The 21,233-nt window shown below is 62.4% G+C and carries 21 protein-coding genes; 8 read left to right on the top strand and 13 right to left on the bottom strand.

The features are described from left to right. Positions 1 to 26 precede the first annotated feature (26 nt). A complete protein-coding gene (locus Q7C20_RS07945) occupies positions 27 to 1,178 on the top strand; it encodes a M14-type cytosolic carboxypeptidase (protein ID WP_375066660.1) in 1,152 nt (383 codons plus the stop codon). A gap of 65 nt (positions 1,179 to 1,243) precedes the next feature. Here the strand turns inward: Q7C20_RS07945 and Q7C20_RS07940 are convergent, their stop codons facing one another. Beyond that, positions 1,244 to 1,783, bottom strand: a complete 540-nt coding sequence (locus Q7C20_RS07940) for a cytochrome b (RefSeq protein ID WP_348057099.1) — start codon at positions 1,781 to 1,783, stop codon at positions 1,244 to 1,246. After that, positions 1,780 to 2,862, bottom strand: coding sequence for a catalase family peroxidase (locus Q7C20_RS07935; RefSeq protein WP_375066659.1), 1,083 nt, complete (start codon positions 2,860 to 2,862; stop codon positions 1,780 to 1,782). The genes Q7C20_RS07940 and Q7C20_RS07935 overlap by 4 nt, the downstream gene beginning before the upstream one ends. Before the next feature lie 168 nt (positions 2,863 to 3,030). Between Q7C20_RS07935 and Q7C20_RS07930 the strand changes: the two genes are divergently transcribed. Together Q7C20_RS07930 and Q7C20_RS07925 are read left to right on the top strand one after the other, a co-directional pair. Next, positions 3,031 to 3,537, top strand: coding sequence for a sigma-70 family RNA polymerase sigma factor (locus tag Q7C20_RS07930; protein WP_348057101.1), 507 nt, complete (start codon positions 3,031 to 3,033; stop codon positions 3,535 to 3,537). Next, a complete protein-coding gene (locus Q7C20_RS07925) occupies positions 3,534 to 4,271 on the top strand; it encodes an anti-sigma factor (RefSeq protein WP_348057103.1) in 738 nt (245 codons plus the stop codon). The genes Q7C20_RS07930 and Q7C20_RS07925 overlap by 4 nt, the downstream gene beginning before the upstream one ends. Here Q7C20_RS07925 and Q7C20_RS07920 read toward each other — a convergent pair. From Q7C20_RS07920 to Q7C20_RS07890, 7 genes are all read right to left on the bottom strand, one after another. Further along, positions 4,268 to 5,191: a spore coat U domain-containing protein gene (locus Q7C20_RS07920; protein ID WP_348057143.1), complete on the bottom strand. Its 924-nt coding sequence runs from the start codon at positions 5,189 to 5,191 to the stop codon at positions 4,268 to 4,270. The genes Q7C20_RS07925 and Q7C20_RS07920 overlap by 4 nt on opposite strands. Before the next feature lie 77 nt (positions 5,192 to 5,268). After that, complete coding sequence (locus Q7C20_RS07915) at positions 5,269 to 7,563, bottom strand: fimbria/pilus outer membrane usher protein (RefSeq protein WP_375066658.1); 2,295 nt, start codon at positions 7,561 to 7,563, stop codon at positions 5,269 to 5,271. Positions 7,564 to 7,703: 140 nt separating this feature from the next. Then, the gene (locus tag Q7C20_RS07910) at positions 7,704 to 8,492 is read right to left on the bottom strand and encodes a molecular chaperone (protein ID WP_348057107.1); all 789 of its coding nucleotides are present in this window, start codon (positions 8,490 to 8,492) and stop codon (positions 7,704 to 7,706) included. Positions 8,493 to 8,517: 25 nt separating this feature from the next. Continuing rightward, on the bottom strand, positions 8,518 to 9,015 hold the full coding sequence (locus tag Q7C20_RS07905) for a spore coat U domain-containing protein (protein WP_375066657.1): 498 nt from the start codon (positions 9,013 to 9,015) through the stop codon (positions 8,518 to 8,520). Between the two features lie 4 nt (positions 9,016 to 9,019). Next, complete coding sequence (locus tag Q7C20_RS07900; protein WP_348057111.1) at positions 9,020 to 9,562, bottom strand: spore coat protein U domain-containing protein; 543 nt, start codon at positions 9,560 to 9,562, stop codon at positions 9,020 to 9,022. Positions 9,563 to 9,580: 18 nt separating this feature from the next. Then, a complete protein-coding gene (locus Q7C20_RS07895; protein ID WP_348057113.1) occupies positions 9,581 to 10,123 on the bottom strand; it encodes a spore coat protein U domain-containing protein in 543 nt (180 codons plus the stop codon). After that, on the bottom strand, positions 10,117 to 10,608 hold the full coding sequence (locus tag Q7C20_RS07890; protein WP_348057144.1) for a spore coat U domain-containing protein: 492 nt from the start codon (positions 10,606 to 10,608) through the stop codon (positions 10,117 to 10,119). Before Q7C20_RS07890 ends, Q7C20_RS07895 begins: the two co-directional genes overlap by 7 nt. Positions 10,609 to 10,832: 224 nt before the next feature. Between Q7C20_RS07890 and zapE the strand changes: the two genes are divergently transcribed. Beyond that, positions 10,833 to 11,927 (top strand): cell division protein ZapE, encoded by a 1,095-nt coding sequence (gene zapE / locus Q7C20_RS07885; RefSeq protein ID WP_375066656.1) that lies wholly within the window; start codon positions 10,833 to 10,835, stop codon positions 11,925 to 11,927. A 39-nt stretch (positions 11,928 to 11,966) separates the two neighbouring features. Next, positions 11,967 to 13,268, top strand: a complete 1,302-nt coding sequence (locus Q7C20_RS07880; protein ID WP_375066655.1) for a protein kinase — start codon at positions 11,967 to 11,969, stop codon at positions 13,266 to 13,268. A gap of 229 nt (positions 13,269 to 13,497) precedes the next feature. Here the strand turns inward: Q7C20_RS07880 and Q7C20_RS07875 are convergent, their stop codons facing one another. Together Q7C20_RS07875 and Q7C20_RS07870 are read right to left on the bottom strand one after the other, a co-directional pair. Continuing rightward, positions 13,498 to 14,205, bottom strand: a complete 708-nt coding sequence (locus Q7C20_RS07875) for a YebC/PmpR family DNA-binding transcriptional regulator (protein ID WP_375066654.1) — start codon at positions 14,203 to 14,205, stop codon at positions 13,498 to 13,500. 100 nt (positions 14,206 to 14,305) lie between these two features. Then, entirely contained in the window at positions 14,306 to 15,163 is an 858-nt protein-coding gene (locus Q7C20_RS07870) for a LysR substrate-binding domain-containing protein (protein WP_375066653.1), read from the bottom strand. A 112-nt stretch (positions 15,164 to 15,275) separates the two neighbouring features. On the opposite strand from Q7C20_RS07870, the gene Q7C20_RS07865 reads away from it, so the two are divergent. The 3 genes from Q7C20_RS07865 to Q7C20_RS07855 all read left to right on the top strand — a co-directional run bounded on the left by Q7C20_RS07865 (position 15,276) and on the right by Q7C20_RS07855 (position 17,941). Beyond that, entirely contained in the window at positions 15,276 to 16,385 is a 1,110-nt protein-coding gene (locus tag Q7C20_RS07865) for a 2-aminoethylphosphonate--pyruvate transaminase (protein WP_375066652.1), read from the top strand. Positions 16,386 to 16,413: 28 nt separating this feature from the next. Further along, positions 16,414 to 17,241 carry a phosphonoacetaldehyde hydrolase gene (gene phnX, locus Q7C20_RS07860; protein WP_375066651.1) on the top strand — a complete coding sequence of 276 codons (828 nt, stop codon included), beginning with the start codon at positions 16,414 to 16,416 and terminating at the stop codon, positions 17,239 to 17,241. Positions 17,242 to 17,353: 112 nt separating this feature from the next. Further along, positions 17,354 to 17,941 carry a cytochrome b gene (locus tag Q7C20_RS07855; protein ID WP_348057127.1) on the top strand — a complete coding sequence of 196 codons (588 nt, stop codon included), beginning with the start codon at positions 17,354 to 17,356 and terminating at the stop codon, positions 17,939 to 17,941. 43 nt (positions 17,942 to 17,984) lie between these two features. Here Q7C20_RS07855 and Q7C20_RS07850 read toward each other — a convergent pair whose 3' ends face one another. Continuing rightward, positions 17,985 to 18,869, bottom strand: coding sequence for a 1-aminocyclopropane-1-carboxylate deaminase/D-cysteine desulfhydrase (locus Q7C20_RS07850; protein ID WP_375066650.1), 885 nt, complete (start codon positions 18,867 to 18,869; stop codon positions 17,985 to 17,987). A gap of 286 nt (positions 18,870 to 19,155) precedes the next feature. Then, positions 19,156 to 21,195 (bottom strand): FAD-dependent oxidoreductase, encoded by a 2,040-nt coding sequence (locus Q7C20_RS07845; RefSeq protein WP_375066649.1) that lies wholly within the window; start codon positions 21,193 to 21,195, stop codon positions 19,156 to 19,158. Between the last annotated feature and the right edge of the window lie 38 nt (positions 21,196 to 21,233).

Genomic DNA, 21,233 nt, shown 5'->3' with positions numbered 1-21,233 from the left:
AACACTCATATTCAGGCAACCAGACTATGACCGTGGCCTTGACCTCCATCAAGATCAGCACCGACTTCGACAGCGGCAACATCCAGGTCCTGGATGCCAGCGATGCCTACCAATTGCTGCTGGCAATCAAACCCGATACCCGCAGCCCGCATTTCCAATGGTTTCACTTCAAGGCCGAAGGCATGCACGTGGGCCACACCCACAGCTTTCGCCTGAGCAACGCGAGCCAGTCGTCCTATAAAAACGCCTGGAGCGGCTATAACGCCGTGGCATCCTACGACCATATCAACTGGTTCCGCGTGCCCACGCGCTTTGATGGCGAGACACTGCACATCAGTCTGCAAACCCGCGAAAAACACGCCTGGTTCGCCTACTTCGAGCCTTACAGCCGCGAGCGTCACGACTGGCTGATCGAGCAAGCCATTCACCGCGCCGGCGCCGAATTGCTCGCCATTGGCAAAAGTGCCGAGGGCCGTGATATCCAGTTGCTGCGTCGCGGCAAAGGCGGCGAAGGCCAGCGCAAGGTGTGGATCATCGCCCAGCAACACCCCGGCGAGCACATGGCCGAATGGTTTATGGAAGGCATCATCGAGCGCCTGCAACAAGACGGTGATGCGCAGCTGAAAAAACTGTTGTCCGTCGCTGACCTGTACCTGATACCGAATATGAACCCCGACGGTGCTTTCCACGGCCACCTGCGCACCAACGCCATGGGCCAGGACCTTAACCGTGCCTGGCAGAGCGCCAGTGAGGAAATCAGCCCTGAAGTGCTGTTCGCTCAGCAGCAGATGGAAACGTATGGCGTCGACCTGTTTCTCGATATCCACGGTGACGAAGAAATCCCCTACGTGTTCACCGCCGGCTGCGAAGGCAACCCGGGCTACACCCCACGTATCGAGGCGCTGGAAAAACACTTCCGCGGCCATTTGAGCGCCCTGACCCGCGACTTTCAGACCACCTACGGCTACACCCGCGATTTGCCGGGCGAGGCAATCATGACCAAAGCCTGCAACGCCGTTGGAGAAAAGTATGACTGCCTGTCGTTGACCCTGGAGATGCCCTTCAAGGACAACGACGACGCGCCCAACCCTCACACCGGATGGTCAGGCAAACGGTCGATGCAGTTGGGCAAGGACGTGTTGAGCAGCGTGGCGGATATCGTCACAATCCTGCGCTGACCCCATCTCCGGCCAGGCACAACCCCTGTGGTGAGCGAGCTTGCTCGCTCACCACAAAACCGGGCTCAGTCCTTGGTGCCGACCATGCTCTGCAGCACACCGTCCCGCCGAATCAGCCCATGGAACAACGCCGCCGCCAGGTGCACCAGCACTGTCAGGAACAGCAGGTAGGCGAGATAACCATGAGCCTTGCGCAACACCGCAAACAACGGCGCATTCGCCCCCACCAGCGCCGGTAATTGCACCGTACTGCTGAGCATCACCGGGTCACCGGCCGCCGAAATCATTGCCCAGCCCAGCAGAGGCAGCACCAGCATCAGCGCGTAGAGCAGCACATGCGAAGCCTTCGCCGCCAACGCTTGCCAGAGTGGCAAATCGGCGGGCAACGGCGGTTGCCGGGTAGAGAAGCGCACGATCAGCCGCACGATCACCAACGCCAGAATCGCAATGCCCAGTGGCTTGTGCAGGTGAATCAACCATTCATGCCGCTCCGAAACCGATGCCGCCATGCCCGCACCGATAAACAGCATGGCGATGATCATCAGCGCCATCAGCCAGTGCAGCAGCCGCGCCAAAGGAGCGAAAAACCGCGGTTGAGCATTCATGGCTTCGACTCCTGAGGGGCACTGTGCAGTGGGCTGACTTCACCCGCGCGACGCACGTACGAACTGGCATAGGCGGCCGAGCGCGCGGCCAGCAACGGGTCGTTTGAGGCTTCAATGCCACTTGGCAGAATCAGCGGGTCAAAGTTGATATCGCGGCAATCGCCGTCCGCTTGCGGCTGGCTGCTTTGCACCACCAGCGTGCCAGCGTTCAGCACCTTGTGCTCACCGGTCCAGGGTTTGCTGGCGTCGTCCAGCGGGTCGCCGGGGTTGGCCAGGGTCATGTTCAACTGCCAACGCAGCGGGCCTGCGGTCAGGCGCTGCAGCACATCTTTTTCGAGGAAGTCATTGCCGGCTGGCGCGGTGTCACCCGCTGCGTCCTGGCTCTGCGGGACCACACCCCACCGCACGGCCTGGCGCTTGCCGTCAGCACCCACCAGGAAAAACGCGTTGATGCCGTTGTAGGTCTCCGTCGCATAGCTGGCCGACGGCTTGGCGGTTTTGACCCAGGCCAGGAACGGCGCCGTCTCCGGATGGGAGGCAAAAAACGCCGGCATGTTCGCCGGGTTCGGCTTGCCGGTGGCCGGGTCTGGCGCGCCCGCTTTGAGCATTTGGTAGAACGCTTCGGGGGTGCCTACCGGGAATACCGGCATGCTGTTCATGCCCGTGCGCCACTGTTGGCCGTTGGCCTGGCTGAATTGCAGGGCCATGCTGCGGATCGGCACACTGCTGTCCGGCGCGTAAGGGTTGCCGCTGGGCAAGGCAAAGCGACCGATCACCGGGGTTTTCGCCTCGCTGAACACTTGGGCGCTGGAGTACGCACGCGCCTCGGGGCTACTCTCGAAGTAACCGGCCACGCACACACCTTTGGCGTGGTTACGGCGAAAGCCAGGGTGTATGCCGTTATTGGTTTCCAGGGCATTGACCAGGGTTTTTGGGCGCAGGCGTTGTGGGTCGAGCGTGCCGTTAACGTAGGCAAATGCCCCGGCAACAACCGCAACCACGGCACCAATCCCGGCGAGTCGCGCGATCAGGCTCGCAGTGCTCAACGGAGAACGGGGCGGTGATGAGTGATCTACCATCAAGTGACTCCAGGGCCAGAGGCCTTAGGGGTGAAACATAAGGTCGGATGATTAAGACGAACACCGATCAGCTCTATTCCAGGCCCTTGAGTTTATTTCTCAGGAAAAGGAATAACCTTCAACGCCAGACGTCTCTCTAGTCCCAGCGTAGTGAACAGTCAGCCGACCATGCATGAACTCGACGAACAGTTACGTGAACTCATCCCCAGGTTGCGGCGTTTTGCCGTGTCCCTGACCCGTAACGCCAGCAGCGCCGACGATTTGGTGCAGTCGACCCTGGAACGGGCGATCATCAGTTGGGCCGACAAACGCATCGAAGGCGACCTGCGCGCCTGGCTGTTTTCGATCCTTTATCGGCAGTTCCTCGACGCCCACCGTCGCAGCCGGCGCTATGCACGCATGCTGGAATTTTTCACCGGCCGTGACGACGCGCAACCCTCAGTGGAACGCACCGTGATGGCCCAATCGGCCCTGCAAGCCTTCGATCAACTCAATACCGAACAACGTGCGCTGCTGCTGTGGGTGTCGGTTGAAGGCTTGAGCTACAAAGAAGTCGCAGAAATCCTCGACGTGCCCATCGGCACCGTGATGTCGCGCCTCTCCCGTGCGCGCCAAGCCTTGCGTCAACTCAGCGATGGCGAAATTACCAGCCCTTCCCTGCGGATACTCAAATGATCAGCCTTCCCCCCAGCGAACGCGATTTGCATGCCTACGTCGACCACCAACTGCTGGAGAGTGATCGTCGCGTGCTTGAAACCTGGTTGGCCGCCCACCCCGATACCGCCGCCCAAGTGCAGGCCTGGCAACAGGACGCACACCTTTTGCGCGCCTCATTGAGCGGCGCCCTGCAACAACCGGCCAACCCCGACCTCGACCCGGCGCTGATTCGCCAACGCATCAAGCATCAATCACGTCGGCACTTTGCCACGGCCGCCGTACTGCTGATCGCCGTCAGCCTCGGTGGTATCGGCGGCTGGCATGCCCGCGAAGTCACCCAGGCGCCGATGCTGCCGATGGCCGATGCGATGCAAGCGTTCCGTCTGTTTGCCCAGGACGGCATCATGCCTGCCGATTACAACGTGCAACATGGCGGCACCATGCAAGCCTGGCTGGACCGCTATTTCAATCAGGCGCATCGCCTGCCAGACCTGAGCCAGTCAGGCTTCAAGCCGGTGAGTGGGCGCCTGCTCACCACTGAGCAAGGCGCCGCTGCCATGGTCTTGTACGAAGACCCGCAAGGTCGGCGCATCAGTTTCTACATCCGCCCACCGGGCCCGGAAAACGGCTTCCTGCCCCGTGGTCGGCGCAGTGCCGACGGCTTGCAGGCCGAGTACTGGTCCGGCGCTGGCTACAACTATGCAGTGGTCAGCCCGGTGGACCAGCCGACCACGCAGATGCTGAAGTTCTAAAACCCCACATCCAGCACCACGTTGTCCAGGTAGGTACCGCCTGGCGGCGTGGTCTGGTCGGTGTAGATCTTGGCGTTGTAGTTGAACACCTGGCTGCCAATGCCCAGGCCGTTGCCGGGGTTGACCTCGGCGGTGCTGCTGGCACGTCGCGCTGCGCCCACACTGCCCCAGCGCGTGGTACCGGCACTTTTGAAAATGTCGTAGGCCAAATAATTGGTGCCCGAGATCATGCGCCGACGCCCGCCCACGCTGACCGGGTTCTGGCCATCGCTCAAACCCACGCTGTAGGCGCTGCCCTTGGTGCAACTGATGTTGATGGTCTGGCCGGAGACAGGGGTAAAACCGCTTACCACCGGCGCGCTGCCAAAGCTGATATTCGGCGCGGTGATCTGGCAATCGTTGGTGACGGTCATGCTGACCGTCAACGACGACGTGCCTGAACCGATATCACGCCCCGCGCAGATGCCACCGATGCCAATCCCGGAGCAGTAGTTCCAGTTCCAGGCAATGCTCAACGTTTCGGTGTAAAGGCCCGCCGCCACGTTACTGCCGGTGATACTGCTCAAATACAGCGGTAGGGTTTTTGCACCCGGCCCGGACACCAGCCCGAGAATTTGGGCGATGCCGCTGGCTGAGCCGAAATCAAACTGCGTGCTGCGCGTGATCGGGTAACTGGTGGTGTTGTTTGCGTACAGCGTGTAACCGATCACATCCCCGGTCGGGCCGACCATTCCGCCCTGGGGCGAGCCGGTCACCGTGGCGTAAAAGTGGTCGGTGGACACCAGCAGCGAAATCAATGTGGCGGTGCAGCGCAACCCCGCGTTGGTGGTCGAGCTGGCCTGCGCAGCGGTGCGTACCGTCATCGAACTGATCGAGCCAAAACTGGCCGGCGACGTCGTGACCACCGAGCAAACCGCCATGGCCTGGCCCGAAAACAGCAGCCCCACGAGATACAGCAATCCTTTGCCCCTCACCCGCCTACTCCTTTCTCAGCCTTTCACTGGCACACCAACGGCCCGATCAGGGGCACATCCTGTTGCTGTTCATCAATATCGAATGTCGCCTGGCAGGTTCGCCCCTCACCCAGGGTGACCTGCAGCGTGTTGTGCGCGCTGAGGTTATCCAGGTACACCAGGCCATCCCAGCCGACCACGGCCTGGGTGTTGCTCTGTTCATGGACCACCAGGCTGCCCAGGGGCAATTCCTGGTGCGTGCTGTCTACCAGCGTGATGCTCGCGGCCAGTACCCGGCGCAGTGGAAACTCCAGCAAATACCCGCTGCCCCGGCGTACTGACACGCGTTGCTCCACATTCGTGCTTTGTACATTCGGCGGCAGGTTCAGCGGGTCTATTTCATATTTGGCTCGGTAATAGGCACTGCTCCACGGCACCAGCAATTTGCCGTTGCGGTTGGTCTGGCCTACCAGCTGGTTTTCGTAGCGCACCGGAATGCCGGCAAACCCCTGGGTGCTCACCACCACAAACGCGTCGTTGATACGGTTGGCGGCAAAGGTGTCGCCGCCCATCCACACCAGCGAGCCACTGGCATCTGCCCAGCGTGTTTCAGCGTCGCTGCTGCCGTACACGCCAGCCTGCAACTGCACCGATTGCAGGCGCCAGGTCAGGTCAGCCTGGCGGTAAGTCGGGCCGTCGCCCTGGGCATAACCGAGGTTGTAACCCACCCCGCCGTCACTCGGCACCGCGCTGCTGTAGTTGACGCGCTGGCGACTCGCGCCGTCCTTGCTGCGCTCGCTGCTCAAGGCCAGGCTGCCATTGATGTCGAAGGGAATGACCAACTGCGCCTGCATGGCCCAGTTGCTGTCGCCGATCTCGCGGTTGGCCGACAGGTAGAAACTGGTGTTGTGCCACAGCGGCTTGCTCCAGCTCAGGTTGAGCAGGCGCGTGCGCGAATCGTCCGCCGCCTGCACGTCAAAATAGCCGAAGCCCAGGCTGCCGAAGCGCTCCAGGTTGAGGCTCAGCGTGACCTGTTCACTGCGCTTGCTGAGGCTGGCGTAAGGCGTGTCGATCAGGGTCAGGTCGGCGTATTCGTCGCGCCGCTGAACCCGTTGATACGACAGGCTGTAGCGCGAGCTGTTGTACTGATAACCCAGGCTCAACTGTTGCCCGGTACGGCCGTCGAACTGGCTTTGACTGACGGCCGTGTTGAGCACGCCGAAGTTACCCAGGCGCAGGTTGCCGCCCAGCCCGCCCAGGGTCAGGTCGCTGGAGGCTTCGGCATGGCTTTCCAGGGTTACTGAGTCGGAATAGCCGTAGCGAAACGTGCCACTGGCGACGCCCGGGCCGTAACCGAAGTCGCGCACGGTGTAATCACGGCGCAACGTCCCGGCGGCCACCGAAAAATCACTCAGACCGTGTTGCAGCAACGTACTCGTCACGTAGAACGGCACCGTGGTCGACACTTGGCGCCCGAGCGCGTCCGTGGTCACCACCACCGCTTCACCGGCGCCATTGATAAACGGGATGTTGGTCAGCGTGTAAGGCCCCGGTTGCAGCAGCGCGCTTTCGGATTTGTAACCGTTGATAAACAGGTCCACCGAGGACGGCACTGCCGCTTCGCCGGCAAATTGCGGTAACGGGTAAGTGACGAGGTCCGGGCGCACTGCAAAATCCCGGGACAATTGCACCCCGCCCAGGCGCACCGAGCTGCTCCAGGGCAATGAACCACTGATGACGTCGCCCGCCTCGTACGTCAGCAACCGCTCATCATCGGAAAACCGCCAGGTGGTGTCGTAGCGCCGATAGCCGTTATTGAGCGTACTGTCGCTGACCCCGCCAATCAGGGTTTGCCGGTACTGCCCGGTATTGGACAAGGTGCCCCAGTTGTCGAACAGGCGCACTTCGTTCCAGGCGGCGAGGTAGCTGCCACCTCCGTCCGTGTCGTTGAAATACACGTCATAGTTGAGCAAGCCGCCGAAGCTGCTCATCGCCTGGGTGCGCGGGTAGGTGTTGCGGTTGCCGATAAACTGTTCCTGCAGCCATGACGGCGGCACATCCACCAACAGGCGTTGACCGTTGCTGTCGTAGTCGCTGTGCAGGCCCGGGACCTTGTCCAAAGCGATGCTGCCGGTGAGGTCGCCGGGCAGTTTCATCCCCACGTCCTGCAGTGCGCTGGCCGGTACGTAAAGTTGCCCGGCGCGCTGGTCCACCGCAATGACCCGGCCAGTGTCCATACTGTTGACCACCAGCTCCAGAAACAGCTGTGCATCGGCGACAGCCTCCATACTGCTTGGGGGCGGCGGAAGGTCACCAGCCACGCCCGGAAGCGCGATCATTGCGCCCCACAGCCCGCTCACCACTGCCACCGCCGGCCACTGACAACGAGCCCGACCACGACTCCATGGCATTGCGTCCTTCAATGGACATCTCCATCCTGTTAGAACCGGGTTTCACCCCGTCCCGCTCCAAAAAACGCTTATCGCTTCGGCGCCAGGCTCTCCAACTGCGGTGCGCCATTGATGCGGACCTGCAACGGTTGATCGGCAGATACTGCGTCCGGCACCGGCCAGCGCATGGTCGCACCCGGCAGCACGTAACCGAGCAAACCGTCCACTATAGGGCGGGGTTGCCCACCCTGCCTGAATGAGGCGTCAGTCAGGCGCGCGTGCACCGCGCCCTGATTGCGTACTTCAATGTAGGAGCGCCCGGCCACCGTGACTTTTTGCCAACTCAGGTCTGGCTTGCCGGCGCCTTTGGGGTCACGTTGGCGCGTCGCGTCGTCCTTGCTCCAAAGGCCCGCGCCGTAGGCAAACAGCGGCACTGAATAGCGCATCTGAAAGCGAATGGCCGCGGCGGTGTTCTTGCCTTCCGGCGGCGGCGGCACCTGAATCGCCGACGGTATTTCATCGATGATGATGCGATACGCCAGCTCCTGCCCCGGCGGCACTTCACGAGTGCGCGTCAGACGCACAAGCTGCTTTTGCCCCGGCTCGATCTTCGCCACTGGCGGGCTGCCGATCACATCGCGCTGGTTCTGGTACTGCTCGTCAAAACCGCTTTGGCTCCAGGCAAACACGCGAATCTGCAGGCTGGCGGTCTCGGTGCCACGGTTTTCCAGCCACAGTGCGCTGGCCTGTTGGTCGGCCTCCAGCACCGGGTCGATCGGCCAGATCAGCACCGAACTGGCCGCTTGCACAAACCCTGCGGTACACGCGGTACACAAGGCCATACCCGCGGCCCACAGCCGCCGGGAAGTTGAACGCATAAACCCACTCCTTATACCCATAGCCCTACCACGTCAGCTGCACCTGCAGCGTGTCGCTGTACGTCCCCCCAGGCTGGTTGCCCGGTAATTGCACCCGTCCGTAAATCGGCAGGCTGATGTTAGTTGCATCGCTGTAGGCCACGTTGACGCTCTGACTGATCCCCAGGCTCTGACTGAACGCCGCATCGCGAAACAATTGGTAAGCCACCCGCGCACTGCCGCTATTGTGCTGCAAATTACGCTCGGTGCTGTTATGCAGGCCGCCGTTGACGCTCATGCTCAAGGTCACGCCCGGCGTGCATTGCAAGGTCACCCCGCCGGTCAGCGCGGCCGTGGCGGTGCCGGTTGCCAGGGCCGAATGACTGCCATAGGCCAGCGCCCCGTAATTGGAGGTACCGCCCACGATCAGGCAGCCCGGCGTGACGGTCGCGCTCACTTGAAAGCTCTGGCTGGTCACCGCCGACAACGGCAGCGGCACGGCCAGGCCGCACACCAGCATTGCTCTTGCCACCAAACGGTTCATGGCTTTAGAACGTCAGTTCAACGGCCACGGTGTCGGTGTAGGTGCCCGCCGGCAGCCCCGCCTTGCCCACCGCACGCCCATACAGGTTCACGCTCTGCGCCACGCCGGTACTGGCAGCCAGGGTGATCACGCCGTCGATGGCCAGAAGCGCCGAATGCCCGCTGTCGGTGTAAAAGTCATAGGGCACAAAGTTGCCCGCACCGTCGGCCAGGGCCCGCGTGCCGCCTGTGGAAGCATTGTCATGCGCCCCGGCGCGCACCTTGATGGTGGGCGTGGTGCCAGCCGAGCACAGCACCGACAGCGCGCCGCCGGTCCCGGTGCCGCCGAGCAGTTGGGCATCGGCGTTGGTGAAAAGGCTGTTGGTGGTACCGAAGTTCAAGCTACCGAAGTTCAGCCCGGTGGCCGCGCCTGAGCCGTTGACCTGGCAGCTGGCAATCAACGTCATGGTCGAGCTGATCTGCCCGGTTACGGTGGTCGCCGCATTGAGGCTGGAGGCCATTGCCAGGCCCAGTGCGCAAACGCCGAGTCGAGATGCAAGTGTGTGCATGATGTAGGTCCTTTTAATTTACCAGTCCAGTGTCACTGTCAAGGTGTCGGTGTAGATCCCTGCAGGCAGGGCCGTCGTATTGGCCACCACGGCGCCCCACACCGGGATGGTCATTTGTTTGCCATCGCTGGCAAAAAAACTGTGTTGCTGGCCGATGCTGTAAGGGACTCGCCCGAGCGGGTCGGCCATCAGTTGATAAGGGATCATTTGCCGCCCGTTGCTCAAACGCCGGGTGGTGCCCGCTGCGTTGGTGCCACCGTCAATGGTCACGGTGAAGCTGGCGACTGTCGGGTTGCACGCCACCGAAAGTGGCGCGTTATCAGTGGCCGAGAGACCTGCTGCCAGGGTGTTGGTCCAGGTCGGTCCCTGGCTGCCAAAATAAAGCATGGCCGTGCCGCCAGTCGGGCCTACCGGCGCCGTTTCAATGTTTTTGGTCACCTCACAACTGGCGGTGATCACCATGCTCGCCTGGATGAACCCGCTGGCGACCGCCCCACGGGCGCTCGGCGAAAGCAGCAACGCGCTGCTCATGGCCAGCACGGCCAGCGCGCGGCTTACCATGTGACCGTGACCTTGAGCAGGTCGGAGTAGCGGCCGACGGCGGGAATGTCTTTGAGGGGTTCGATGCGGCCATAGAGCGGCAAATCGACGGAGCCGGAATCCGGCACGCGGCCGCTGACGGGTACATTCACCGGCAACGGAATCAAGCGTGCGGCGTCGGCGTAGATGCGATAGGGAATGGGTTTGCTGGAAGGGGTGGCAGCGCTCAGGTAGCGCACCTCGCCGACGCCGCCGTGCAGGCCGCCGTCAACGCGCATTTGATAAGGGGTGTCGGGGTTACATTCCAGGCGCGGCTGGCGCTGGCTGATCAGGGCCGCACTCAACGGCCCGGCCGGGTCATCCAGACGCGGGCCGCTGCCAAAATCCAATACACCCAGCTGCTCGATGCCAGCGCTGCGGGTGGTGCCCACCAGCTGGCAACCCCGCTGCACGTCGATACGCACCACCACTTGGAGCTGCGCAGCATCAACCGTACTGCAGAGCATCGCGCCCATGACTGCCAATACCGCTCGTCCCTTCACTGCCCCAATTCCTTATACAGGGGTGACTCCTGTTTATGAGATTAGCCATTAAGACGAAAACTGCCAGTCGGTAAGGGACTACGCGCCCACCATGCCTTTTCGAGATCGCTGGCCGCCCCCTTCTCTATTGGTCAAATCGGCGCGCGCGCCCTAAAGTGAGCAACCACCGAAACACAGAGTGACCCGCCTTGGCCGTGCTTCCCCTGATCCAGCGCCTGCTCGGTAAAAAAACCGAGCGCCCCCTCGATTCGCCCATTCCTGGGTTCTTCCAGGACAAGGCCGAACAACAGGGCTACACCCTCAGCCCCGGCCAAACCCGGGCGATTGCCGCCCTGAGCACTGAAACCGAGCACCTGCTGGCCGGCCAGCCCACGCGCAGCCTGTACCTGCACGGCCCGGTGGGGCGCGGCAAAAGCTGGCTGCTCGACGGTTTTTTTCAGGCAGTGCCGATCGCCGAGAAACAGCGGGTGCACTTCCACGAATTCTTCATGCGCCTGCATCGCGGCATGTTCAAACACAGCCACCAGGACGATGCCTTGGGCGTCACCCTTGATGAGCTGCTGGCGGGCTGCCGGGTATTGTGTTTCGACGAGTTTCACGTCCACGACATCGGCGATGCAATGCTCATCAGCCGGCTGTTCCAGGCGCTGTTCAAACGTGGCGTGCTGGTGCTGGTGACCTCCAATTACCCGCCAGAAGGCTTGCTGCCTAACCCGCTGTATCACCAGCGCTTCAAGCCGGTTATCGACTTGATCGCCGCGCGCATGGACGTGCTGGAAGTCAGTTCACCCGAGGATTTTCGCAGCTTGGCGCAGGCGCAGAGTGCGCAGCACTTTACCCGTGGCCGGTACGTCTGGCCCGGCACGGCGCAACAGCGCGAGGCTTTTGGGCTGCCTGCCCTCGATTGCCCGGCGCAAACCCTGACCGTCGGTAACCGACAGTTGCTGTGTCGCAGCCATCAGGCGCGCACCATCGCCTTCACCTTCGCCGACCTGTGCGAGCAACTCACGGCGGTGATGGATTACCTGCTGCTGTGCGAGGATTACGACCACTGGATCATCGACGGCCTGCCCTTGCTGGCGGACTGCCCCATCGCCGTGCAACAGCGTTTTATCAACCTGGTGGACGTGCTTTACGACCGCGACAAGCAGTTGAGCATGATCGGCACACAACCGCTGGAAACCGCCCTGAGCGGCCAGGCCATCGACCTCGCCCGCACGGCCAGCCGGCTGAACCAATTGCAAACGGTCAACCCGCAACACGCGCCCGACCCGGTATCATGAGCGCCATTTACGCCCTCTAGCCGAGTGACCGCGCCGTTCATGAATACCCTCGCCCAACTCAAAGCCGGCCAATTGGCCGGTATTACGCGCCTGGACCTGTCTTGCGGGCTGACTGAATTCCCCCGGGAAATCTTCGAACTGGCCGACACCCTGGAAATCCTCAACCTCACGGGTAATGCCCTGAGCCGCTTGCCCGATGACCTGCACCGCCTGACCCACTTGCGCGTGCTGTTCTGCTCGGACAACGCCTTCACCGAACTGCCGGAATGCCTGGGTCAGTGCGCGACGCTGAGCATGATCGGCTTCAAGGCCAACACAATCAGCCAAGTGTCCGGCGCCGCGCTGCCGCCACAATTGCGCTGGCTGATCCTGACCGACAACTGCATCAGCCAATTGCCCGATGAAGTGGGCAAGCGGCCGTTACTGCAAAAACTCATGCTGGCCGGCAACCGGCTTTCTCACTTGCCCGAAAGCCTGGCCCAGTGCAAAAACCTGGAATTGTTGCGCATCGCCTCCAACCGCCTGACGCACTTGCCGGAATGGCTGCTGACGATGCCGAGCCTGACGTGGCTGGCCTATGCCGGGAACCCGGTGGAAATGGCGGTGGCCGTCGCCGCAGATGACACGACGCCGGATATTCACTGGTCCGAACTGGTGTTGGGCGAGGTGCTGGGCGAAGGCGCCTCGGGCGTTATCCGCAAGGCCCTGTGGACGCCGCAGGCCAAGCCGGTGGCCGTCAAAGTGTACAAAGGCACGATCACCAGCGACGGCTCGCCTCTGCATGAAATGCAGGCCTGCATCGCGGCGGGGCTGCACCCGAACCTGATCAAGGTGCAAGGACGCGTTATCGGCCACCCTGACGACGGCGCCGCGCTGGTGATGGATTTGATCGACCCGAGCTACCGCAACCTCGCAGCCCTGCCAAGCCTGGCGTCGTGCACGCGTGACATCTATGAACCGGCTACACACTTCAGCGCTGAAGTGGCGCTGCGCATGGCGCGGGGTGTGGCGTCGGTGGCGGCGCATTTGCACCGGCACGGCATCACCCATGGCGACCTGTACGGCCACAATATTCTGTGGAATGCGGCGGGCGATTGCTTGCTGGGGGATTTTGGCGCGGCGTCGTTCCATGCCACGGCAGACACTTTGGAAACCCGGGCATTGCAGCGCATTGAAGTGCGCGCATTCGGCGTGCTGCTGGGGGAATTGCTGGAACGCGTTGACGGGGTGAGCGATGAGGCGCTGAGTGCGCTGCAGGCGCGTTGCTGTCAGCCGGATGTGCTGGCGCGCCCTGGCTTTGAGGAAATCGAAGCGTTGCTGCAATCTATCCAGCACCACTAAACCAATGTGGGAGCGGGGGGGGGGGGGGGGGGGGGGGGGGGGGGGGGGGGGGGGGGGGGAAGGGGGGAGGGGACGAGGCGGCCGCGTCCCCCCCCCCCCCCACTAGGGGATTGTGGGGGGGGCGGGCCGGCGGCCTGTCCTCCCCCCTTTAACACCCCCCCGCCCCCCCCCCCCCCCCCCCCCCCCCCCCCCCGCTCCCACATTTTGAAAGTGTTTTTGCAGGTGGAAATCAGCCAGCCAGACCGACGAACATGTCCTGCACGTCATCATGGTTGTCCAGACCTTCCAGAAAGGCCTCAACTTCAGCCATCTGCTCATCGGTCAAACCACTCACCGGGTTCTTCGCGATATAACCCAGCTTGGCCGACAACACGGTGAAGCCCTGATCCGGCAGCGCTTTTTGCACGGCATCCAGGTCGGTGGTCTCGGTGATGAACAGGGTTGTGTCCTCTTCTTCGCCGTCTTCAAAATCCTGCGCACCGGCTTCGATAGCGGCCATTTCTGCATCAGCGTCCGGCGTCTGCGGCGAGGCTTCGATCAACCCCACATGGTTGAAGTCCCAGGACACCGAGCCCGAAGCGCCCAGTTGACCCTTGCGGAACGCCACACGGATTTCCGCCACGGTGCGGTTGATGTTGTCGGTCACGCACTCAACGATCAACGGCACCTGGTGCGGGGCGAACCCTTCGTAGGTCACGCGGTGGTACTGCACGGTTTCACCCAGCAGGCCGGCGCCTTTCTTGATGGCGCGGTCCAGGGTTTCCTTGGGCATTGAGGCCTTTTTGGCCTGCTCCACCACCAGACGCAGGTGAGCGTTGGTCGCGACGTCGGCACCGTTGCGGGCAGCAATGGTGATTTCCTTTACCAGCTTGCCGAAGATTTTGCCCTTGGCATTGGATGCCGCTTCTTTATGTTTAACTTTCCACTGTGCGCCCATGACTCACTCTCTTCTCGTCCCTCGCGCCGAGACGTCTACTGGCCGGCGCTTTGGGGGCAGAGTTTATAGGGCAAAAAAAAATCGTTCCAGCTAAAAACCGTCAAGACGCCAACTCGAAAAACGCCTGAATCAGGCGCAACGAGCGGCGTCGCTCCATGCAGCCGAGCATGTGCCGGTTGACCAGCCCATCGCCCCGCAAGGCAATGGCCTGCACACGCGGGTCGCGGCCAACCTCCATCGATGACACCACGCCCACCCCCAGTTGCGCCGCGACGGCTTCGGTCACCGCCTCGCGGCTGTCCAGTTCCAGCAACACCTTGGGCTGCACGCCCGCGCTGAGGCAGGCGTCGTCAAAGGTGCGGCGGGTAATCGAACTGGGCTCGCGCAGCACCATAATCACCTCGTGCAACTGTTCAAGGCGGATGCCTTGCGGGTCAGCCAGCCAGGGGTGGCCCGCCGGTACCAGCGCGCAAATCCGCGACTCAACCAAAGGTTGCAGGTGCAGGCCATTGCGCGGTTCGACCTCGGTCAACACCGCCACGTCCGCATGTTCGGACAACAATGCCGCCAGGGTTTCCTGGGCATTGCCCAAGCGCAGGTTCACGGTGATGCCTGGGTAGCGCGCGCGCAGGCTGGCGATCATCGGCATCACCAGGTGCGGCCCATCGGCGGCCACTTCAAGGCGCCCGGTGACCAACTGACGGTTGGCCTCCAGCAGGGTCTGCGCCTCGTCTACCAGGCCGAAAATTGCCCGGGTGATGGCAGCCAGGCGCGCGCCCTCTTCGGTCAACTCCACCCGCCGCGCGGTGCGGCGCAACAAGGGGATCTGGTAGTGCTCTTCCAGGGCCTTGATGTGCCCGGTCACCGCAGGCTGGCTGATAAACAACCGAGCCGCCGCGCGGGTAAAACTGCCCTCACGGGCCACGGCATCGAATGCGCGCAGTTGGAACAGATTCATAGCTATCGGTCTCACTGATAGCTCGCATAACAACAAACAATTTGATTGATGACAAGCCAAACTGCAATTTAGGCGCCGTAGCTTCAACCCCAATGCCTAGCGAGACTTTCAAATGAACACTGCCGCGCCCATCCTGCTGACGCCTGGCCCCCTGACCACATCGAACCGCACACGCCAGGCAATGATGGTCGATTGGGGTTCATGGGATGACCGTTTCAACCAGCTGACCGCCAGCGCCTGCGCGCAGTTGCTGGCGATTCTCGACGCCGCCGAAAGCCACCACTGCGTGCCATTGCAAGGCAGTGGCACCTTCGCCGTGGAAGCGGCCATCGGCACACTCGTGCCGCGTAACGGCAAGGTGCTGGTGCTGATCAACGGCGCCTACGGCAAGCGCCTGGCGAAGATTTGCGAAGTGCTGGGCCGCGAGTTCAGCACCTTTGAAACCGCCGAAGACCAACCGACCACCGCCGCTGATGTGGACCGCCTGCTGCACGCAGACAAAGCCATCACCCACGTCGCGCTGATTCACTGCGAAACCAGCACGGGCATTCTCAACCCGCTGCCGGAAATCGCCCAGGTCGTAAAGAACCACGGCAAACGCCTGATCATCGACGCCATGAGTTCCTTTGGCGCGTTGCCGATTGATGCCCGCGAAGTGCCGTTCGACGCGCTGATCGCCGCCTCGGGCAAATGCCTTGAAGGCGTGCCGGGCATGGGCTTTGTGTTCACCGACAAACACGCGCTGGCCGCCGCCCAAGGCAACAGCCATTCCCTGGCGATGGACCTGTTCGACCAGCACAGTTACATGGCCAAGACCGGCCAGTGGCGCTTCACGCCGCCGACCCACGTGCTCGCGGCCCTGCACGAAGCGCTGCTGCAATACGCTGAAGAAGGCGGCCTGGCGGCGCGTCATCAGCGTTATGCGAGCAACTGCCAGCTGCTGCTGGACGGCATGGCCGAGCTGGGCCTGCGCAGCTTTCTGCCGGCAGCGATCCAGGCGCCGATCATCGTCACCTTCCACGCCCCCAAAGACCCGCGCTACCAGTTCAAGGAATTCTACGAACGGGTCAAGGCCAAGGGTTTCATTCTGTACCCGGGCAAATTGACCCACGTGGAGACCTTTCGCGTGGGCTGTATAGGCCACATCAACGCGGCCGAGATGCGGGCGGCAGTGACGGCCATCGGGCAAGTGCTGCAAGAAATGGAAGTGTTGGACATCTGATTCCCCTATTACCCACAGGATCCAAGCCATGAACTATCAAAACCCCAACACCCTCCAGGCCGTCATCCTCGACTGGGCCGGCACCGTGGTCGACTTCGGCTCCTTCGCCCCCACCCAGATTTTTGTCGAAGCCTTTGCCGAGTTCGACGTGCAAGTGTCCATCGAAGAAGCCCGTGGCCCGATGGGCATGGGCAAGTGGGACCATATCCGCACCCTGTGCGACCAACCGCAAGTGGCCGAGCGCTACCGCAAGGCCTTCGGCCGCACGCCGACCGATGACGACGTGACCGCCATCTACCAGCGCTTCATGCCGCTGCAAATCGAGAAGATCGCCGAGCACTCGGCGCTGATCCCCGGCGCGCTGGACACCATCGCCCGTCTGCGCGTGCAAGGCATCAAGGTCGGTTCCTGCTCCGGCTACCCCAAGCAAGTCATGGACAAGGTCGTCGCGCTGGCGGCCACCAACGGCTACATCGCCGACCACGTGGTCGCCACCGACGAAGTGCCAAATGGCCGCCCGTGGCCAGCCCAGGCCCTGGCCAACGTGATTGCCCTGGGTATTGATGATGTGGCGGCGTGCGTGAAAGTAGACGACACCGTGCCGGGCATTCTCGAAGGCCGTCGCGCCGGCATGTGGACGGTGGCGCTGACCTGTTCCGGCAACGCCCTGGGCCTGACCTACGAGCAGTTCCGCGCCCTCGACGCCGCCACACTGGCCAGCGAACGCAAACGCATCGAGGCCCTGTTCGAAGGCTCGCGCCCGCACTACCTGATCGACACGATCAACGACCTGCCTGCGGTCATCACCGACATCAACAGTCGCCTGGCACGCGGTGAAATGCCACAAAGCCACTGACTGAGGTCAAAACAAGCGCATTTGCGCCAGGCGAGCCACTCAAAACCGGCATACAGTTAACGCACTCCGTCAAAAGAATGGAGGTATGCCCTGATGAGTGAGGAACCCAACGATGCCGTGGAAAAACTCCGATACACGCTACAGCACCGTGTCGATAACGCTGCACTGGTTGATGGTGGTGTTGCTGGCGGTGGTTTACGCCTGCATTGAACTACGCGGCCAATTCCCCAAAGGCAGTGGCGGGCGCACGTTGATCGTCGAAATGCACTTCATGTTTGGCCTTACCGTGTTTGTGCTGGTGTGGTTGCGTTTGTTTGCGCGCAGCCTGGGGGTTGCGCCGAAGATAGTGCCCGCACCACCGCAATGGCAACGCCTGCTGGCCACGCTGATGCACTTCGCGCTGTATGCGTTGATGATCGGCATGCCGATTGCGGGTTGGCTGATTGTCAGTGCCGAGGGGCATTCGGTGATGTTCTACGGAATGGAATTGCCGCCGTTGATTGGCGAGAATAAGGAGCTGGCCAAGCAGATCGAGGGTTGGCATGTATGGTTCGGTAAGGTCGGTTATTGGCTGATCGGGTTGCATGCGTTGGCGGGGATTGCCCACCATTACGTCCTGCGGGATAACACCGCGTTGCGGATGATGCCGGGTAGGTTTGCTCGTGATAGTGGTGGGTCAGTCAGCAAATCTGCCAAATGACCCGGCCCCTTCGCGAGCAAGCCCGCTCCCACAAGGTTGTGTGCTAGGCGGTGAAGCCTCGGCGGCCCTGCAGGCCGCCGGTGTGGACGAAGATCAGGCGGGTGCCGGGGGCGAAGCGTCCGGCGTCGATGTGTTGTTTGAGCGCCAGCAGCGCTTTGCCGGTGTACAGCGGCTCCAGCGGCAAACCGCAGGCACGTTGCGTGGTGTCGATAAAGTCGAGTAGCTGCGGATCTACTTTGGCAAAGCCGCCTCGGCTGGCGTCGAGCAATTCGTAACCGCTGCTCACGATGGCCTCGACGTTCTGCGCCACGCCGTGATCATCCGGCACCGCCATGGCGCCGTAGACGTGATGCGCGCCCGCCTCTGCCATCACCAAACCCGCCAGTGTGGTGCCGGTGCCCGCTGCCAACCACCACGCGTCGTAATCGTCCCAGCCCAGTGCGCTTAACTGCGCGCGAACCTGCTCGACCAACACCGCACAGCCCGTCGCGCCTGCAATACCACCACCGCCCTCGGGCACCGGGTGCAGTTCGGGGTACAGCTCACGCCACGGCAGCCAGAAATCCGGCTCATGGCGCGCGCGATAGCCGCCGTAGCCGAGCCAGTGCAGCTGCATGCCGAACGCTTTCAAGTCGAGAACGGTGGGAGTGTCTTGCGGATGGCCGCGCAACAGGCCAACGGTGGGAAAACCAAAGCGTTTACCCGCCGCCGCCACTGCGTGCAGATGGTTGGAGTAAGCGCCGCCCAGGCTGATGATGCCGCGGGCAGCTTGCGCGCACGCCAGGTGCCCGGTGAGCTTGAACCATTTGTTGCCGCTGATCAGCGGGTCGATGCGGTCCAGGCGTAACACGGCCAGCTCGACGCCCTTGAGCCAATCCAGCGGCAAGGGTTCAAGGGGCGCGTGGGGAAGCCAGTCGAAAGGACCCATCGGGAGCATCTGAATGAGAAAAGGGGCGGTAGTCTACCACCGCCCCTTTTTGGGTCTTACAGCTCGGCGCTTTCAAGGTCTTTGGAATCTACCGGCGAACACTATCCCTGTGGCGAGCGGGCTTGCCCGCGTTGGGCTGCGAAGCGGCCCTAAACCGGAAAAATGCGATGAGTCAGATACTCCTCGGGCGCTGGTTTTGGGGCTGCTTCGCAGCCCAACGCGGGGCAAGCCCGCTCGCCACAGGTACTATCGCCTGTTCTACCTATAGACCTTAAAGAGCTGGGTTTTACAGCTCGGCGGCCAGGCGCGAGCCCTGGTTGATCGCGCGCTTGGCGTCCAGTTCGGCCGCCACGTCGGCGCCGCCGATCAGGTGCACGTTCTGGCCGGCGGCGAGCAGGCCGTCCTGCAGTTCGCGCAACGGGTCCTGGCCGGCGCAAATGACGATGTTGTCCACCGCCAGCAGTTGCGGTTCGCCTTCGGCACCGATGCGAATGTGCAGGCCTTCGTCGTCAATTTTCAGGTATTCGACGCTGTTGAGCATCTGCACCTGTTTGTTTTTCAAGCCGGTACGGTGGATCCAGCCGGTGGTCTTGCCCAGGCCGTCGCCGACCTTGGAAGCCTTGCGTTGCAGCAGGAACACCTCACGCGCCGGGGCGTGGGGCTGCGGCTGGATACCGGCGACACCGCCACGCGCTTCCAATTGGGTATCGATGCCCCACTCCTTCCAGAACGCGTCACGGTCCAGGCTGGTGGACACGCCCTGATGCACAAGGAACTCCGACACGTCGAAGCCGATACCGCCGGCGCCGATCACGGCCACGCGCTTGCCCACCGGCTTGCGCTCCAGGATCACGTCCAGGTAGCTCAACACCTTGGCGTTCTCGACGCCCGGAATCGCCGGCGTGCGCGGCGCGATCCCCGTGGCGAGGATGATCTCGTCATAACCGCCGGCCTTGAGTTGCTCCACATCCACCCGCGTGTTGAGGCACAGCTCGACGTGGGTGGTCTGCAATTTGCGGTTGAAGTAACGCAGGGTTTCAAAAAACTCTTCCTTGCCCGGCACGCGCTTGGCGATATTGAACTGGCCGCCGATCTCGCTGGCCGAATCGAACAACGTCACCTGATGGCCGCGCTCAGCCGCCACGGTGGCAGCCGCCAGGCCCGCAGGCCCGGCACCGACCACGGCGATTTTTTTGATCTGTTTGACCGGCAAGTAGTTGAGCTCGGTCTCGTAGCACGCTCGCGGGTTGACCAGGCAGGTGGTGAGCTTGCCGCCAAAGGTGTGGTCCAGGCAGGCCTGGTTGCAACCGATGCAGGTGTTGATTTCATCGGCACGCCCGGCGGCGGCCTTGTTGACGAAATCCGGGTCGGCGAGGAACGGCCGCGCCATCGAGACCATGTCGGCATCGCCTTCGGCGAGGATCTGCTCGGCAATTTCCGGGGTGTTGATACGGTTGGTGGTGATCAGCGGAATCTGCACCGCGCCACGCAGCTTGGCGGTGACTTTGCTGAACGCGGCACGCGGCACCTTGGTGGCGATGGTCGGGATACGCGCTTCGTGCCAGCCGATGCCGGTGTTAATGATCGTCGCACCGGCCTTTTCGATGGCTTTGGCCAACTGCACGATTTCTTCCCAGGTGCTGCCGCCTTCCACCAGGTCGAGCATCGACAGGCGGAAGATGATGATGAAGTTCGGGCCAACGGCGTCGCGCACACGGCTGACGATTTCCACGGCCAGGCGCATACGGTTTTCGTAGCTGCCGCCCCAACGGTCGGTGCGATGGTTGGTGTGCGCGGCGAGGAACTGGTTAATGAAATAGCCTTCCGAGCCCATGATTTCCACGCCGTCGTATTCGGCGACCTGGGCCAGCAGCGAGCAGGTGACGAAATCCTGGATCTGCTTCTCGATCCCCTCCTCGTCCAACGCCTTGGGCTTGAACGGGTTGATCGGCGCCTGAATTGCGCTCGGTGCGACCTGCTTGGGGCTATAGGCATAACGCCCGGCGTGGAGGATTTGCATGCAGATCTTGCCGCCCGCCGCGTGCACGGCCTGGGTCACGATCTTGTGCTTTTGCGCTTCTTCTTCGGTGGTCAGCTTGGCCGCACCGGCGTACACCCCGCCCTCATCGTTCGGGCCAATACCGCCGGTGACCATCAGGCCCACGCCGCCACGGGCGCGCTCGGCAAAATACGCCGCCATGCGCTCGAAACCGCCGGGTTTTTCTTCAAGGCCGGTGTGCATCGACCCCATCAGGGTGCGGTTACGCAGGGTGGTAAAACCCAGGTCCAACGGGGCCAGCAGGTGCGGGTAGGCAGCAGCGGTCATGGTACAGCTCCACAACGGATCATCACGGGACGTGGAAG

It is taken from the genome of Pseudomonas sp. AMR01, from assembly GCF_041946035.1.
GTDB lineage: Bacteria > Pseudomonadota > Gammaproteobacteria > Pseudomonadales > Pseudomonadaceae > Aquipseudomonas > Aquipseudomonas antarctica_B.
The sequence above is the reverse complement of the archived record's forward strand: the minus strand, read 5'-3'. Positions and strand labels throughout refer to the sequence as shown.

Bases quoted from the DNA above. Each gene is read 5' to 3' on its own strand.
- Q7C20_RS07945 (WP_375066660.1), top strand. From the start codon at position 27: ATGACCGTGGCCTTGACCTCCATCAAGATCAGCACCGACTTCGACAGC.
- Q7C20_RS07940 (WP_348057099.1), bottom strand. From the start codon at position 1,783: ATGAATGCTCAACCGCGGTTTTTCGCTCCTTTGGCGCGGCTGCTGCAC.
- Q7C20_RS07935 (WP_375066659.1), bottom strand. From the start codon at position 2,862: ATGGTAGATCACTCATCACCGCCCCGTTCTCCGTTGAGCACTGCGAGC.
- Q7C20_RS07930 (WP_348057101.1), top strand. From the start codon at position 3,031: ATGCATGAACTCGACGAACAGTTACGTGAACTCATCCCCAGGTTGCGG.
- Q7C20_RS07925 (WP_348057103.1), top strand. From the start codon at position 3,534: ATGATCAGCCTTCCCCCCAGCGAACGCGATTTGCATGCCTACGTCGAC.
- Q7C20_RS07920 (WP_348057143.1), bottom strand. From the start codon at position 5,191: ATGGCGGTTTGCTCGGTGGTCACGACGTCGCCGGCCAGTTTTGGCTCG.
- Q7C20_RS07915 (WP_375066658.1), bottom strand. From the start codon at position 7,563: ATGATCGCGCTTCCGGGCGTGGCTGGTGACCTTCCGCCGCCCCCAAGC.
- Q7C20_RS07910 (WP_348057107.1), bottom strand. From the start codon at position 8,492: ATGCGTTCAACTTCCCGGCGGCTGTGGGCCGCGGGTATGGCCTTGTGT.
- Q7C20_RS07905 (WP_375066657.1), bottom strand. From the start codon at position 9,015: ATGAACCGTTTGGTGGCAAGAGCAATGCTGGTGTGCGGCCTGGCCGTG.
- Q7C20_RS07900 (WP_348057111.1), bottom strand. From the start codon at position 9,562: ATGCACACACTTGCATCTCGACTCGGCGTTTGCGCACTGGGCCTGGCA.
- Q7C20_RS07895 (WP_348057113.1), bottom strand. From the start codon at position 10,123: ATGGTAAGCCGCGCGCTGGCCGTGCTGGCCATGAGCAGCGCGTTGCTG.
- Q7C20_RS07890 (WP_348057144.1), bottom strand. From the start codon at position 10,608: ATGCTCTGCAGTACGGTTGATGCTGCGCAGCTCCAAGTGGTGGTGCGT.
- Q7C20_RS07880 (WP_375066655.1), top strand. From the start codon at position 11,967: ATGAATACCCTCGCCCAACTCAAAGCCGGCCAATTGGCCGGTATTACG.
- Q7C20_RS07875 (WP_375066654.1), bottom strand. From the start codon at position 14,205: ATGGGCGCACAGTGGAAAGTTAAACATAAAGAAGCGGCATCCAATGCC.
- Q7C20_RS07870 (WP_375066653.1), bottom strand. From the start codon at position 15,163: ATGAATCTGTTCCAACTGCGCGCATTCGATGCCGTGGCCCGTGAGGGC.
- Q7C20_RS07865 (WP_375066652.1), top strand. From the start codon at position 15,276: ATGAACACTGCCGCGCCCATCCTGCTGACGCCTGGCCCCCTGACCACA.
- phnX (WP_375066651.1), top strand. From the start codon at position 16,414: ATGAACTATCAAAACCCCAACACCCTCCAGGCCGTCATCCTCGACTGG.
- Q7C20_RS07855 (WP_348057127.1), top strand. From the start codon at position 17,354: ATGCCGTGGAAAAACTCCGATACACGCTACAGCACCGTGTCGATAACG.
- Q7C20_RS07850 (WP_375066650.1), bottom strand. From the start codon at position 18,869: ATGGGTCCTTTCGACTGGCTTCCCCACGCGCCCCTTGAACCCTTGCCG.
- Q7C20_RS07845 (WP_375066649.1), bottom strand. From the start codon at position 21,195: ATGACCGCTGCTGCCTACCCGCACCTGCTGGCCCCGTTGGACCTGGGT.